Origin of the sequence: Bacillus sp. SRB_331 (assembly GCF_003264175.1) — a bacterium.
Classification (GTDB): domain Bacteria; phylum Bacillota; class Bacilli; order Bacillales; family Bacillaceae_G; genus Bacillus_A; species Bacillus_A mycoides.
The window spans coordinates 1-14,173 of the sequence record NZ_NADV01000075.1 but is presented as its reverse complement, the minus strand read 5'-3'; the positions used below and the strand labels follow the sequence as shown (position 1 = coordinate 14,173).

The window sequence follows — 14,173 nt, the reverse complement described above, 5'->3', positions numbered from 1 at the left end:
TTTTATAGGGTACAGTTCAAAATACGGAAGGTTTTTTTATTTTTCTTTATTCGCTTTTTTAGAAGGTCTTTGTCTAATAAATTGAGATAACATATACAAAATGTATAGTGGAATGGCAATGAATAAGAAAACAGAAATGTTGCCAAAACTTGTTTGGTACATTGTGATAATAATTCCAACTAAAAATAGTGTAATAATTATGCTATATCGTGGAATTGGTACATCTTTTAAACTTGGGATACGAACACGGCTCACCATTAAAAATGCGAACGTTACAAATACGGTAATGAGAACGATTTTTGGAATGGTATGTGAAAATAATGTTAAGAAAGCAACAAGCCCTCCTGCTGCAGTAATCGGAACTCCAGTGAAATATTTCATAGAAGTAGAAGATGGTGTTACATTAAATCGTGCTAAGCGATATGCTCCGAACAGAGGGAATAATCCCGCTATGTATAGTCCAATGATTCCGTAGTTGGAAAAAGATGTGTAATACATTAAAACAGCAGGTGCTGCGCCAAATGTTACAACATCCGCGAGTGAATCAAGCTCTTTTCCCATTTGTGAATCAACGCGTAATAAACGAGCGACACGACCATCAAGACTATCTAACATCATCCCGATCAGTACTAAAATAGCAGCTGATTTATAATATCCTAAAGATGCATAGCCGATTGACAAAAATCCGCTATATAAATTCCCGAGCGTAAATAAGTTTGGAATAGCTGCTCTATACAAAATCTGATCCCTTGCTTTCTGTTATAAATTCTTAATTAGTGTATGAAAGTTTACTTATTTTATCATACCATAAATTTCTTTCTCAGACGAAAAAAATTCCCAATTTGTGAAAGATTGTATAGAAGAGAAATTTGAAAAATAAGTAAAAAAAGGAAGCGACTTTTGTAAAGTTGCTTCCTACACTATTCAAATTTCGTTGTCATCGTTCCGGTTTTATATCGATTGTTAGGATCAAAGCGTAATAAATCTCCATAAATGAGTTTGTCGGATAATTTTAATTCTGTTTTTGCTTTTTCAATATAAGGCTGACATAGTGTTAAATCAGCTTCTTCACCTGTGCTTCTTTTATAGCACATATTTTTTGTATAAACATAATCTTCCGAAACAAAACTGCCGTCCCGCATTACCATAAGAGGGTCTTTTTCTTTCGTAAATAAGTCTGTTCCAAATTCTACGGATTGATTTGTTTTAATACCAAGTAAATGAAGTAACGTTGGTTTAATATCAATTTGACCAGATACTTTAGAGATGACTTTTCCTTCTTGGCCAGGCACATGAATAATGAGAGGGACGCGTTGTAATTGCATAGAATCAAACGGTGTAATAGCGTCTTTCCCAAGGAACTGAGCCATAGCTGCATTATGGTTTTCAGAAATGCCGTAATGATCACCATAAATGACAATAACGGAATTATCATATAGTCCTTCGTCTTTCAATTGTTTAATAAATAATTTAAGAGCTTCATCCGTGTAACGAACGGTTGGGAAGTAGCGATTTAAAACACCACTTTCGGAATTAAATTCATCAACATATTGATCTTCTGGATTTAGAAGAAATGGAAAATGGTTTGTTAACGTAATAAATTTTGTATAGAACGGTTGTGGTAAAGATTTTAACTTTGGAATAGATTGCTCAAAGAACTCTTTATCTTTTAATCCCCAACCGACAGACATTTGTTCCGTTCCTACGTAATCATTTAAATTAAAGTAACGATCATATCCAAGCGCAGGATACATTACGTCACGATTCCAAAACGTTTTATCGTTTGAATGGAAGACAGCAGAAGAATATCCGTATTTCTTTAATTGTTCTGGTGTGGCAGTGTATTCATTTGTTGCATGAGTAAAGAATACAGAACCACGGTCTAACGGATAAAGGGAATTTTCAACGATAAATTCAGCATCAGAAGTTTTACCTTGTCCCGTTTGATGATAGAAGTTATCGAAATAAAAACTATCTTTAATAAACTCATTTAAAAATGGAGTAATCTCTTTTCCATTTATTTTTTTATTAATAACAAAACTTTGTGTAGATTCCATTGAAATTAAAATTACATTTTTACCCTTTGCAGCTCCAAATAAGTTTTTATCAACTTGTTTATCTTTTGAGTCTGTATAGTTTTTAATTTCAGAGAACCCGTCTCCACTTGCAAATACACGCTCAGCTGAAGACTTAGATTGAAGTGTAATATCAAATAGATGATATGTGTATAACCCTAAATTTTTCACGACAGTTTGACGATCAAACGAGCGTGAGAACATTTGTGGTTTATATATAACTGAAACAACAATTTGTAGTGCTAATAATACTGTTACGCCGCTAAAGAAAGTTCGCTTCTCAGAGCGAGAAAGGGGTGTTTTATCACCAAATGATGGGAATTTACGCGAAATAAACATTAAAATAATTGCGTCTGCAAATAAAAGTAATGTTTTATACGTAAAGAGTTCTTTTATACTCGTCCCTAAGTCAGCCATATTATTTGTTTGGAATAAAACAGGGAAAGTAACAAAATCGTTATAGAACCCGTAAAACATTGCATTTCCAAATAAAATAAATGACAGTATAAAACTAATTACAATAATAATTCGGTTTCGGTACTTAGATGCAAGTAAAGCGAAACCAAAAAATAAAAGTAACGAAGCTAGTGGGTTAATAAAAAGCATAAACTCTTCAAAGAAGTTATCAATTCTAATATCAAATGCTAGCTTGTACACAATATATGTTTTTATCCATAATAAAACGACTGCAACTAGTGCAAATCGCAGTTTTGGAAACAGATTTTGTAGCATAATATACTCCTCTCCTAAAAGCATGACGGTTCTTGTGAGCCGGTTTGATTAGCGCCTCATTTTATATATACGAACAGTCCTTTGTTATTATGTTTATTATACTATGAGTATCATTATACGAAAATAAAAGAGAGTTGTGGGCTTTTTTATAATAATTGAGTAGAAAAAGGGCAGTGGGAGACAATAAAACGGAGTTTCTATGTATGATAATTATCGTGCGCAAAAAGAATCGAGTAATAAAACGGAGGTTATAATGCGAAAATTATTATATTTTATAGTATGCAGTAGTGTTATACTTTTTGCTTCACCGAGTGTGTCGGTAGCACAATATGATGCACCCCTTATGGAAGATGCCCTTTATTCTGTTTTATTTCCAAAAATAAATAAGGCAATTGAAAAACAATATGGGAGCTTGAAGCCTTATCAATGTCCTAAAATTATTAGTTTAAAAAAAGTGTATAGTGGTACATATTTATTTCAAGCGAGTATTGAAGTAACGAAGTATGAACAGGTTGGTGGGAAAATTGTTCCACCATTTGAGAAGGTAACGGTTACATTTAATAACGAAGAGGGCGAATGGGAAGTGACAAAGGTTTCAGTAAAGCGCTTACCAAATGATACAAAATTAAACTGTAAAAAAACAATATAAAAAATTGTTTGACAAATAAAATGGTCCTTTGGTATTGTTAATAGCAACAATTAGATGTTTGAAAATTAAATAGACTTACCTCATCTACTCTCAAAGGTAGAGGCCGCGATAGGAAAGAGTAAGCTATGGGAGATTTAATGGAATCTGTGATCATAGGTTGAAAGGGACTATTGCCGAAATATAAGAATAACCATCTTATTCATATATTGGGACTGCATTGAATAAATGTAGTACTGTCATAAAATTTATTTTATGAAGAGCTATTTGGAGATGTTGATGCGGTTTCTTATTTTGAGGAGATAACAACTCGTTTATTTTTTCAATATATATTTTTCCTAATAAGAAACGCGTGTGAACATTGTTCCGCGCGTTTTTTGTCTATCTAAAAGCGTGCTGCAATGAATAGAAGATTGGGGTTATGAGTTTTAGAGGAAATAAGGGAGGAATTCAAATGTATTTACACGGCACAAGCCGAATCAATGGGCAAGGACACTTAGAAATTGGTGGGTGCGATACGACGCAGCTAGCAAAACAATACGGAACACCACTTTATGTATACGATGAAGAGTCTATTCGAGGAAAGTGCCGCGCGTTTCATCGTGCTTTTAAAGAAAGTGGTTTCTCTTATCAAGTAGCATATGCAAGCAAGGCGTTCTTGTGCATGGAGATGTGCCGAGTAGCTCGTGAAGAGAATATGTCTTTAGATGTTGTTTCAGGAGGAGAATTATATACTGCGCTCCAAGCTGGTTTTCCGGCATCGCGTATTCATTTTCACGGAAATAATAAAACAGAAGAAGAAATGATTATGGCTCTTCAGGCGAATATCGGTTGTTTTGTAGTAGATAATTTCTTAGAATTAGAAATCTTACATGATTTAGCAATGCAACATGGGAAATTTGTGAACATATTAATCCGTGTAACGCCTGGAGTAGAGGCACATACACACGAATATATAACAACAGGTCAAGAGGATTCAAAATTTGGATTTGGTGTTTCAAATGGTCAAGCGATGCAAGCAATTGAGCTTGCCTTGCAAAAATCAAATTATAATGTGCTAGGAATTCACTCGCACATCGGATCACAAATATTTGAAACGGCTGGATTTGTTCGAGCAATTGAAGTACTCCGCCAATTTTTAGAAGAAGTGAGAGAGCGAACACATTATGTGATGAAAGTATTAAATGTGGGCGGAGGTTTCGGTATACGTTATACGGATTCAGATACACCGTTAACACTTGAAACGTATGTGCACGCTGTAACAAGTACGATAAGAGAACAATTTACATTATGTGAATATCCGCTTCCAGAAATATGGATTGAACCAGGTCGTAGTATTGTAGGTGATGCTGGAACAACACTTTATACAGTCGGAGCGGTGAAAGAGATTCCTGGCATTCGGAAATATGTTTCAGTCGATGGTGGAATGACAGATAATTTAAGACCAGCGCTATACGGAGCCCGTTATGAGGCGATGTTGGCGAATCGAGGGAATGATGAGAATGAGGAACTCGTTTCGATTGCTGGGAAATGCTGTGAAAGTGGAGATATGCTGATTTGGGATATTAACTTACCGCAAGTTGCTTCTTCTGATTTACTAGCAATTTCTTGCACGGGGGCATATGGGTACTCGATGGCGAATAATTATAATCGTATTCGTAGACCAGCTGTCGTCTTTGCAAAAGGCGGGACGTCACAAATTGTCGTAGAACGTGAAACATATGAAAATATCATTGGGAACGATCGCATACGTATTAAAGAGCTGGTATGAATGAGAAAGAAGGAGTTGTCTAGTAAAGGCAGCTCCTTTTAAAAAAATAAAAATAATTAAATATATCGGAAAACTAGGATTGAAAAAAATCAGAATTGTGATAAAATACAAATACAAAGCTTATCAAGAGAAGCTGAGGGAACTGGCCCTACGAAGCTCGGCAACCTGCTTATAGAAAGCAAGGTGCTAAATCCAGCAAAATGGAATCCATTTTGAAAGATAAGGTAAAATATATTACCGAACAGTCTTTTCGAAATGGGAAAGATTTTTTTTATGAATAAAAAGGGGGGCTGTTTGCGTGAGCGTACGGGAGCATTTTGATGAAGTATCTGAGAAAATTCAAGCGATGCTTGCTGATATGAAATATGGTTCCATTACAATTGTTGTGCAAGATGGAAAAGTGATTCAATTAGAAAAAAGTGAAAAGGTTCGTTTAAAGTAAAAAGCGCTGACTAGAAAAACTAGAGGCGGTTTTAATCTATTTTTAATAGGTTAAAGCCGTCTTTTTGCTTTTACAGGGGGAAAAAACATGTTGACGTACGAAACGTGGAAAGAAAATAGTGTTTCATTTTCTGAAGAAGATGAAACGAAAGGCGCGCTATCAGTATTAAGTTGGGCTTATAACGAATATAAAGATGAAATTGTATATGCATGTAGCTTTGGGGTGGAGGGAATGGTTTTATTGCATCTTATAAACCAAGTAAATCCATCTGCTAAAGTTGTATTTTTGGATACAAATGTTCATTTTCAAGAAACGTACGAATTAATTAAGAAGGTACGCGAGAGATTTCCTTCATTAAATATTATAGAAAAACAGCCAGAACTTACACTCGATGAACAAGCGAAGCTTCATGGAGAGAAGTTATGGGAAAGTAATCCGAATCTTTGCTGTAGTATTAGAAAAATTTTACCGTTAGAAAAATCATTAGCAGCGGAAAAAGCGTGGATATCAGGCTTAAGAAGGGAACAATCAGAAACGCGTAAGCATACACAGTTTATAAATCAAGATCGTCGTTTTCAATCTATTAAAGTTTGTCCGCTCATTCATTGGACTTGGAAAGAAGTTTGGCGATATGTATATAAACATAGTTTGCCGTATAACCCATTGCATGATGTTGGCTATCCGAGTATTGGGTGTGAGAAATGTACATTACCTGTAGGTGATGGTGGCAACTCAAGAGATGGAAGATGGGCTGGGAAAATGAAGACGGAATGTGGCCTTCACTTTCAATGAGATAGATTTTGAAATAAAGCTAAGAAGGGATATAAGAAGATGAGTACAACAAATGAATTAGTAAACCGCATTGATGAAACATATGAAATATCGAACATTGTAAAGGAAATCGAGATAGACAAAATTGCACTTAGTGATTTAGAACTTTTGGCGACAGGAGGATATAGCCCTCTTACAGGATTTTTAGGGAAGAGAGATTATGATTCAGTAGTAGAAACGCTTCGTTTAGCAAATGGTAGCGTATGGAGTATACCGATTACACTACCGGTAACAGAAGAAGTAGCCGAGAAACTGCAGGCTGGAGAGGAAGTAAAACTTGTCAACGCCGGAAATGTATATGGTGTTATTCAAATAGAAGATATTTTTGTACCAGATAAAGAAAAAGAAGCGTTACTTGTATATAAAACGACGGATGAAGCACATCCAGGGGTGAAAAAATTATATGAACGACCAAACGTTTACGTTGGAGGAGCTATTATTCTTACAAAACGCTTTGGAAATAATCCGTTTCCTTCTTATCATTTAGATCCAATTGAAACGAGAGAAGAATTTAAAAAACGCGGTTGGAAAACAGTAGTTGGATTTCAAACGAGAAACCCAGTACATCGTGCCCATGAGCATATTCAAAAATCTGCCCTTGAAATTGTAGATGGTCTCTTTTTAAATCCGCTCGTTGGGGAAACGAAGTCAGATGATATTCCTGCTGATGTAAGGATGGAAAGCTATGAAGTATTACTTCAAAACTATTATCCGAAAGATCGTGTCTTTTTAGGTGTATTTCCTGCAGCAATGCGTTACGCAGGACCAAGGGAAGCGATATTTCATGCACTAGTAAGAAAGAACTTTGGTTGTACCCACTTTATTGTAGGGCGTGATCATGCTGGGGTAGGGGACTATTACGGAACATATGAAGCGCAGGAAATCTTTACGAATTTTACAGTAGAAGAGTTAGGGATTACGCCGTTATTTTTTGAACATAGTTTTTACTGCACGAAATGTGAAGCAATGGCTTCAACGAAAACATGTCCGCATGGAAAAGAAGACCGTGTCATTTTATCGGGTACGAAAGTACGAGAAATGTTAAGGAATGGTGAGATTCCGCCAAGTACATTTAGTCGTAAAGAAGTAGTGGAAGTGCTAATTAAAGGTTTGAAAAAAGAAGTAGTAACAGAATAGGGAGAGAATGAGATGGATACGAATATTACTTGGCATACAGCTTCTGTTTCAAAAGATGAGAGAAGAGTGAAGAATGGGCATCACAGTTTTGTAGTTTGGTTTACTGGTTTATCAGCTTCGGGTAAATCTACAGTAGCGAATGCGGTTGCTCGTAAACTATTTGAAAAGAATATAGGAAATTATGTGCTAGATGGGGATAACATTCGGCACGGTTTAAATAAAGACTTAGGTTTTTCTGAAAGTGATCGTATGGAAAATATAAGACGTATTGGCGAAGTGGCGAAGCTATTTGTAGATCAAGGTACTGTTGTCCTTACAGCGTTCATTTCACCATTTCAAGTAGATCGAAAACAAGTTAGGGATTTATTAGCGGCAGATGAGTTTATAGAAGTGTTTGTAAAATGTCCAATTGAAGAGTGTGAAAAACGTGATCCAAAAGGGTTATACAAAAAAGCGAGACAAGGTGATATTAAAGAGTTTACTGGTGTTGATTCACCGTATGAGGAACCAAAACAAGCAGAATTAATTGTAGAAACGCACAAGTATTCTATTGAAGAATGTGCAGAACAAATCGTGAAATACTTACAAGAGCGTAGTTTTATATAGGGGGATTAAAAATGACTTATGAAAAAGTATGGGCAAATAATGAAAAATTGAATCCGTCCGAGAAAAAGAAATTAGAAAAAGATGGATTAGAAATCTTTAATGATATTCCTTACTATGCGGAGAATGGATTTAAATCTATTCCGAAAGAAGAGTGGGACGCTTTTAAATGGGCAGGATTGTATTTGCAAAGGCCAAAAGAAGCGGGCTATTTTATGATGCGTGTCAACATTCCTTCTGGAATTATTACAAATGCGCAGGCAGAGGTGCTGGCTTCCATTGCTGAAGATTATGGGCGTGATGTGTTAGATATTACGACAAGACAGGCGATTCAGTTTCATTGGTTAGAAATTGGGCAAATTCCGGATATTTTTAAGAGGTTAGCTAGAGTTGGTTTATCTTCAGCGGGGGCATGCGGTGATATTACGCGTAATATCACAGGAAATCCACTTGCTGGAATTGATGCGAATGAACTATTTGATACAACATCGATTGTTAAAGAAATATACGATTACTTCCAACATAATGAAGAGTTTTCTAATCTACCACGTAAATTCAAAATGTCTATTAGTTCTAACATTTATAATTCAGCAAATGCAGAGATTAACTGTGTGGCATTTACACCTGCTACGAAAGAAATAGATGGTGAGAAAAAAGTTGGTTTTCATATAAAAGTAGGCGGAGGCTTATCAGCTCGTCCGTACTTAGCGGAAGAATTAGATGTATTCGTTTTACCAGAAGAAGTGAAGGCAGTGTCGATTGCAATTGCTACTATATTCCGTGATTTTGGATATCGTGAAAAACGCCACTTAGCACGTTTGAAATTTCTTGTCGCTGACTGGGGCGCTGAGAAATTTAAAGAGAAACTAGTAGAATACACAGGCCTATTGCAAAGTAAAGGGGAAAGTGCTCTCAAAGGCTGGAATGCAGGATACTTTTATGGCGTTCAAGATCAAAAACAAGCAGGATTAAAGTATGTCGGCTTTAATGTACCAGTAGGGCGTTTAAACGCAGAGGAAATGTTTGAGATTGCAAGAATTGCAAAGAAATATGGAAACGGGCAAATTCGAACTTGTAACTCTCAAAACTTCATTATTCCGAATGTTCCGCCAGAAAATACTGAAGGGCTATTAAGTGAACCGTTGTTTGAAGCAATTTCTGCAAATCCGAAATCATTTATCGGTCATGCGGTTTCATGTACTGGTATTGAGTATTGTAATCTTGCGTTAGTAGAAACGAAAGAAAGATTACGCAAAATAGCAGAGTACTTAGATACACAAATTGCACTTGATGTACCAGTTCGAATTCATATGGTAGGATGCCCGAATTCCTGTGGTCAACGTCAAATTGCTGATATTGGTTTGCAAGGAGTGAAACTGAAAACGAAGGAAAAGGGAATCGTTGAGGCGTTTGAAATATATGTGGGCGGAACACTATTAGACGGAGGAGCATATAACGAAAAATTAAAAGGGAAAATAGATGGAGAAGATTTGCCGGATGTTCTCGTTTCCTTTTTAAGTTATTTCCAAAAGAATAAATTACTAGCCGAAACGTTTTATGATTTCGTCGGACGTATTGGAGTGGAAGAATTACAAATTATACTAAACCAAGTAGTAGAAGAAGTAATAGCGTCTTAGGAGGGACAATATGGATTTATATCGATTTGAAGCTGTATTAGTGAATAGTGTTGTTCCAATTGTTGTCGTTGCTCAGAGTGAAGAACAGGCATTTAAGCTTGCGGAAATTGAGCTTGAAAAACATTTTTTACCGTTACCAGAAGTGAAAGAGATTTCTTTGTTTGAAAAAAAGAAGATTCGAAAAGGGGCGGCATTTGTTATTCATGAGTAGAGAACATGTAATACGAAATAATAGTAACTTCCATTCGTGATTAAGAGTGGAAGTTTAGAAATGAGGAGAGATTATGGGGAAGGTTTATATCGTCGGGGCGGGTCCTGGTGATCCGGATTTAATTACTGTTAAAGGGTTGAGATGCATCGAGAAGGCTGATGTTATATTGTACGACCGTCTCGTAAATAAAGAATTGCTTTCTCATGCAAAGCCTGAAGCGGATTTAATTTATTGCGGGAAACTCCCAAATTATCACACGATGAAGCAAGAGACAATTAACACATTTCTTATTAAATATGCGAAAAAAGGAAAAGTTGTAACGAGACTTAAGGGCGGAGATCCATTTGTATTTGGAAGAGGTGGAGAAGAAGCTGAAGCGTTAGCGAAGCAAAGTATCCCATTTGAAATTATTCCTGGTATTTCAGCTGGTATAGCTGCTCCTGCTTATGCTGGAATTCCAGTAACGCATCGCGATGCAAGTGCAAGTTTTGCTGTTGTGACAGGGCACCGGAAAGAAGGGGCTGAAGAGGAAGTGAAGTGGGAAAGTTTAGCGAAAGGTGTAGATACATTAGCGGTCTATATGGGGGTTAGTAATTTACCTTACATATGTGAACAACTAATAAAACATGGAAAAGATCAAAGTACACCTGCCGTTATCATTGAGTGGGGAACGACATCTATGCAGCGTACTGTTACAGCGACGTTAGGAACAATTGTAGATGTTGCCAAAAAAGAACGAATTCAAAATCCAAGTATGATTGTTATTGGAGAAGTTGTCCGTTTTAGAGAAAAGATACATTGGTTTGAGAAACAAACGGAAAATGCATATCAAGTAAGCGGAGTATTGTAAAATGAAGGCTGTTATATATATATGTCATGGAAGCCGTTTGAAAGCAGCAAAAGAAGAAGCGGTTGCATTTATTACGTCATGTATGAACCGTGTAGAGGTAAATATTCAAGAAATTTGTTTTTTAGAGCTAGCGAATCCTTCTATTGAAGAAGGATTTCGTACATGTGTGAAGCGTGGTGCTACAGAGATTGTCGCTATTCCTGTTTTTTTATTAGCGGCAGGACATGTAAAGAAAGATATTCCGTTTGAATTACGAAAGTTAAACGAGGAATATCCGGATATCAAAATAGTGTATGGTAATCCATTTGGTGTATCAGAAGTGCTTGTAAAAGCGGTATATAACGGAAGTGGTATTAAAGACTATAAAGAAGAAGTAACACTTTTGCTCGTTGCAAGAGGGAGTAGTGATCTGGAAACTTTACAAGATATAAAGTGGATTTCTTCTTTATTTCAAAAAGAAGAGAACATTAAAGAGGTGGAAGTTTGTTATTTAGCAGCCGCGGAGCCGAAGTTTGATGAGAGGTTGAAAGAAATTGTAGAACAAAAAGAACGGAACATTGTTGTGTTACCTTACTTATTATTTACAGGCTTACTCATGAAACATGTTGAGGAAGAAGTGCGTCAATATGAGTCGGAAGAGATAAAAATAAGTCCCTATTTAGGAAAGAATGTAGCGTTTCGAGAGATGTTAATTCAGAAAACAGAGGAAATATTGAAGGGAGATCAATATGTATCCACTTACAGTGCGAGTTGATAAGAAACGTGTTGTTGTCATTGGTGGAGGGAAAGTAGCGGGGTTTAAAATTATTCCTTTACTAAAACAAGGTGCGGATATTGTTGTAGTAAGTACAGAATTAGATGCAAATTTAGTGAAACTTGTAGAAGAAAAGCAAATTCGTTGGTATCAAAGAGAGTATGAGAAAAGTGATATTAAAGATGCTTTTTTAGTAGTTGCAGCGACTAGTGATTCGGTACTAAATGAACAAATTGCTGAAGATGCCGCAGTGAATCAATTGGTAAATGTTATTACGAATCCGGAAAGTGGAAATGTTCATTTTCCGGCGGCAATTCATCGTGGATTACTTAATGTAGCTGTTTCTACTGGAGGGGCAAGTCCGAAACTTGCAAAAAAAATTCGTGATGATATCGCAAATAAATATGATGAGAAGTATGAATCGTATCTTGATTTTTTATATGAAGTTAGACTAAAAGTGAAAGAATTACAAGTAGAGAAAAGGCAAAAAAATATATTGTTACAAGAAGTATTAAAGTCGATATATGTTCAAAGTGAACAAAAAAGAGAGCTTTTTTTACAAGAATTAGAGAGGGGAATTTATATAGGATAGTGAGTGAATTGTGCTTTACAAATATAAAAATATAATTTATAATCACAAGTAACTTCAAAAGATGAAATCGATGAGCAAGAAGAGTACGTATATTTGATGCGTTCAGAGAGCTGGGGTAAGGTGTGAGCCCGGTACGATAAAATATACAGAATGGGCTTGCGAGAGGTATGCTGAACATTGCAGTAGGCAACCCGGGTTCCGCCGTTAAAAGGATAGGGTATCGGAATTTTCCTGTACCTGAACAAGTGGGATTTATTGATCCAATTGAGGTGGTACCACGGTATTCTATTACATATATCGTCCTCTACATGCATATTTGCGTGTAGGGGACTTTTTTATTTTCTAAAGGAGGTGTGCGAGTATGAAATGAAAGTGTATAATTGATAAAAGTTATAATATTCAGAAAAGGAGAATTTATGATGAAAGAAACACAGCAATGGACGTCGAAAATTGGCTTTGTACTCGCAGCAGCCGGAGCCGCAGTAGGTCTTGGTGCAATATGGAAGTTTCCATATGTTGCAGGTAATGGTGGAGGAGGCGCATTCTTCCTTGTATTCTTACTATTAACTTTATTTATTGGTATGCCTCTTCTTTTAGCTGAATTTGTTATTGGCCGTAGTACTCAAAAAGAGGCCGTTACAGCTTATAAAGTATTAGTACCGAATAGCAAGTTATATCCTTGGATTGGTCGTATGGGGGTTGTTACTTGTTTTAGCGTACTATCTTTTTATAGTGTTGTAGGTGGATGGATTTTACTTTATTTATACTATAGTGTCACAGGTAGTTTCTGGAACGGAGTAGTCGATTATGGACAATTGTTTGCTGAAACAATTTCAAATCCAGTAAGTGCGATTGGGGCGCAATTCATCTTTATGCTTTGTACCATTTTTGTTGTTAGTAAAGGTGTGGAAAAAGGCATAGAAAAAGCAAGTAAGTACATGATGCCGTTATTATTCATTTTATTTATTGCTATCATTATTCGTGCGTTAACACTTGATGGTGCTATGGCTGGGGTAGAGTTCTTCTTAAAACCAGATTTTTCAAAGCTTACAGCAGACACGATTTTATATGCGATGGGACAATCTTTCTTCTCACTAACGGTAGGTGCCTCGGTAATGGTAACGTATAGTTCGTATTTAAAGAAAGAAGAGCATTTAGCTAAATCAGCAACATCTATTGTAAGTTTAACTGTATTTATTACAGTACTTGCAGGATTAGCGATTTTTCCAGCGATTTTCGCATTAGGAGTTAAACCGACAGAAGGACCAGGACTACTGTTTATCGTTCTTCCTGCTGTCTTTGCAAAAATTCCATTTGGACAATTTTTCTTCATTATGTTTTTAGTTTTATTCTTCTTTGCGACTTTAACATCTGCGATTTCAATGCTTGAAATTGTAGTAGCATCTGTTGCGAAAGATAATGAGAAGAAGCGTCCGTCAGCTTCGTTATTAATTGGTATTCTTATTTTTGCAGTTGGAATCCCATCAGCGTTATCGTTTGGAATTATGAGTGATGTGAAAATATTTGGTAAGACATTCTTTGATTTCGTCGATTTTTCGGTAAGTAATGTATTACTGCCGCTCGGAGTACTAGCCATTTCGTTATTTGTACCAAATAAAATGAGTAAAGAGCTATTAATGAAAGAATTAGAAGTTACGGAAACGAAAGGGAAAACATTGTTTAATATTTGGTTCTTCTTGCTTCGTTATGTTATTCCGGTAACTGTAATTATCGTATTTTTAAATGCGATAGGTGTATTTAAAATGTTTGCATAATAAAAAGACGGAGATGTGTAATCTGTACCCTTTGTAAAGGACATTTTGAAAAAAGTTAGGCAACATCAAGGAGATGATTTCTGTATCCAACAGGAGTCATCTTTTTTAAATTCCATT

The 14,173-nt window shown here is 36.0% G+C and carries 14 protein-coding genes, 2 riboswitches and 1 other annotated feature; of the genes, 12 read left to right on the top strand and 2 right to left on the bottom strand.

All coding sequences use genetic code 11. From position 1 onward, the window contains the following. Positions 1 to 36 precede the first annotated feature (36 nt). Together pssA and B5P42_RS30255 are read right to left on the bottom strand one after the other, a co-directional pair. The gene (gene pssA / locus B5P42_RS30260) at positions 37 to 738 is read right to left on the bottom strand and encodes a CDP-diacylglycerol--serine O-phosphatidyltransferase (RefSeq protein WP_002011698.1); all 702 of its coding nucleotides are present in this window, start codon (positions 736 to 738) and stop codon (positions 37 to 39) included. Positions 739 to 920: 182 nt separating this feature from the next. Beyond that, on the bottom strand, positions 921 to 2,807 hold the full coding sequence (locus B5P42_RS30255; RefSeq protein ID WP_002086724.1) for an LTA synthase family protein: 1,887 nt from the start codon (positions 2,805 to 2,807) through the stop codon (positions 921 to 923). A gap of 253 nt (positions 2,808 to 3,060) precedes the next feature. Here B5P42_RS30255 and B5P42_RS30250 point away from each other — a divergent pair, with 253 nt between their 5' ends. The 12 genes from B5P42_RS30250 to B5P42_RS30195 all read left to right on the top strand — a co-directional run bounded on the left by B5P42_RS30250 (position 3,061) and on the right by B5P42_RS30195 (position 14,056). Further along, positions 3,061 to 3,456 carry a DUF3888 domain-containing protein gene (locus B5P42_RS30250; RefSeq protein WP_176280957.1) on the top strand — a complete coding sequence of 132 codons (396 nt, stop codon included), beginning with the start codon at positions 3,061 to 3,063 and terminating at the stop codon, positions 3,454 to 3,456. Between the two features lie 89 nt (positions 3,457 to 3,545). Continuing rightward, a riboswitch (Lysine riboswitch) is annotated at positions 3,546 to 3,727 on the top strand. Between the two features lie 180 nt (positions 3,728 to 3,907). Continuing rightward, complete coding sequence (lysA, locus tag B5P42_RS30245; RefSeq protein WP_002126306.1) at positions 3,908 to 5,224, top strand: diaminopimelate decarboxylase; 1,317 nt, start codon at positions 3,908 to 3,910, stop codon at positions 5,222 to 5,224. A gap of 117 nt (positions 5,225 to 5,341) precedes the next feature. Continuing rightward, positions 5,342 to 5,450, top strand: a riboswitch (SAM riboswitch). Positions 5,451 to 5,522: 72 nt separating this feature from the next. Beyond that, positions 5,523 to 5,666 (top strand): YezD family protein, encoded by a 144-nt coding sequence (locus B5P42_RS30240; RefSeq protein WP_000116159.1) that lies wholly within the window; start codon positions 5,523 to 5,525, stop codon positions 5,664 to 5,666. Positions 5,667 to 5,753: 87 nt separating this feature from the next. Next, on the top strand, positions 5,754 to 6,458 hold the full coding sequence (locus B5P42_RS30235; protein WP_002011694.1) for a phosphoadenylyl-sulfate reductase: 705 nt from the start codon (positions 5,754 to 5,756) through the stop codon (positions 6,456 to 6,458). A 39-nt stretch (positions 6,459 to 6,497) separates the two neighbouring features. Next, the gene (sat, locus tag B5P42_RS30230) at positions 6,498 to 7,634 is read left to right on the top strand and encodes a sulfate adenylyltransferase (protein WP_044437961.1); all 1,137 of its coding nucleotides are present in this window, start codon (positions 6,498 to 6,500) and stop codon (positions 7,632 to 7,634) included. A gap of 12 nt (positions 7,635 to 7,646) precedes the next feature. After that, positions 7,647 to 8,240, top strand: a complete 594-nt coding sequence (cysC, locus tag B5P42_RS30225) for an adenylyl-sulfate kinase (protein ID WP_002030679.1) — start codon at positions 7,647 to 7,649, stop codon at positions 8,238 to 8,240. A gap of 11 nt (positions 8,241 to 8,251) precedes the next feature. Further along, positions 8,252 to 9,874 (top strand): nitrite/sulfite reductase, encoded by a 1,623-nt coding sequence (locus tag B5P42_RS30220; protein WP_113735964.1) that lies wholly within the window; start codon positions 8,252 to 8,254, stop codon positions 9,872 to 9,874. 10 nt (positions 9,875 to 9,884) lie between these two features. Next, positions 9,885 to 10,085 carry a DUF3906 family protein gene (locus tag B5P42_RS30215; RefSeq protein ID WP_044437964.1) on the top strand — a complete coding sequence of 67 codons (201 nt, stop codon included), beginning with the start codon at positions 9,885 to 9,887 and terminating at the stop codon, positions 10,083 to 10,085. Between the two features lie 73 nt (positions 10,086 to 10,158). Further along, a complete protein-coding gene (gene cobA / locus B5P42_RS30210) occupies positions 10,159 to 10,935 on the top strand; it encodes a uroporphyrinogen-III C-methyltransferase (protein ID WP_113735963.1) in 777 nt (258 codons plus the stop codon). Position 10,936: 1 nt separating this feature from the next. After that, positions 10,937 to 11,689 carry a sirohydrochlorin chelatase gene (locus tag B5P42_RS30205; protein WP_113735962.1) on the top strand — a complete coding sequence of 251 codons (753 nt, stop codon included), beginning with the start codon at positions 10,937 to 10,939 and terminating at the stop codon, positions 11,687 to 11,689. Beyond that, positions 11,664 to 12,281, top strand: coding sequence for an NAD(P)-binding protein (locus B5P42_RS30200; protein ID WP_002166092.1), 618 nt, complete (start codon positions 11,664 to 11,666; stop codon positions 12,279 to 12,281). Before B5P42_RS30205 ends, B5P42_RS30200 begins: the two co-directional genes overlap by 26 nt. A 61-nt stretch (positions 12,282 to 12,342) precedes the next feature. Continuing rightward, positions 12,343 to 12,589, top strand: a binding site (T-box leader). 111 nt (positions 12,590 to 12,700) lie between these two features. Further along, positions 12,701 to 14,056: a sodium-dependent transporter gene (locus B5P42_RS30195; RefSeq protein WP_002140989.1), complete on the top strand. Its 1,356-nt coding sequence runs from the start codon at positions 12,701 to 12,703 to the stop codon at positions 14,054 to 14,056. Positions 14,057 to 14,173 lie beyond the last annotated feature (117 nt).